Below are 913 nucleotides of genomic sequence, written 5' to 3' on the forward strand. Positions count from 1 at the left end.
CGCCACCGATGCCGCATCGGCTCCTCGTATTGGCTGAGCCTAGTTAATAATCAGGAGAGGCCTTGGCGGACTCCAACGCGCGTTGGAATCGGATCTTGAATTCAGATCAACGCCTGGTCGATGGGCAGGGTCGGCTGCGTTCGTTTACACTCAGACCCTCAAAACACGCGCCCAACAAGGGCAACCGTGATCCATGTGGTCAACCGCTGCCCCTGACTGAGGTGCAGCACGATCAGGTCGCCGCCGCCCTCCGCTGCAGCATTGGATGACGCCGCGATCACCCGCAACACCCATCCATTTAACGCGCGACGGAAGACACAACCATGTCTGACTTAACCGCTTACGAGCAAGATTTTCATGGTTGGCTGTTGGAGAACGCCAACTTCATGCGCCATCAACAATGGGATCAGCTCGATATCGACCACCTTGCCGAAGAGTTAGAAGCCATGGCAAAGAGCGAGAAACGCGAGCTTGTGAATCGACTCAGTCTCCTGTTGATGCATTTGTTGAAATGGCAATACCAAGTTCCAAAGCGCACCCGCAGCTGGCGTAATACCATCACTACGCAGCGGATCGATATAAAGGAGTTGCTCGCGGACAGCCCAAGCTTGAGGCCTTATTTGAGCGAGAAACTTGAAACGGCCTATCAAAAAGCCAAGCTCAAGGCTGAAAATGAGACAGGCATCGATCAAGATCAGTTTCCTTTCGCATGCCCCTATTCCGTCGACGAAGTGCTCAAGGCTGACTTTCTTCCAGAATAACAGGCCAGCCCACCAATCCCAGCAGGCTGCCGCACTCGCAGCAGGCGCTAAAGTACACCAAGAAAAAGCCGATATGAACCCCTGCACGCTTGTATTAGGCGACCTGATTATTAACTAGGCTCAGCCAATACGAGGAGCCGATGCGGCATCGG

The 913-nt window shown here is 53.9% G+C and carries 1 protein-coding gene; it reads left to right on the top strand.

Features of this window, described 5'->3' with window-relative positions:
• Positions 1 to 323: 323 nt before the first annotated feature.
• Positions 324 to 761, top strand: coding sequence for a DUF29 domain-containing protein (locus tag AC54T3_RS17445; protein ID WP_496626579.1), 438 nt, complete (start codon positions 324 to 326; stop codon positions 759 to 761).
• The last annotated feature ends 152 nt before the right edge of the window (positions 762 to 913 follow it).

The organism is Halochromatium sp. NSM3, assembly GCF_059621085.1.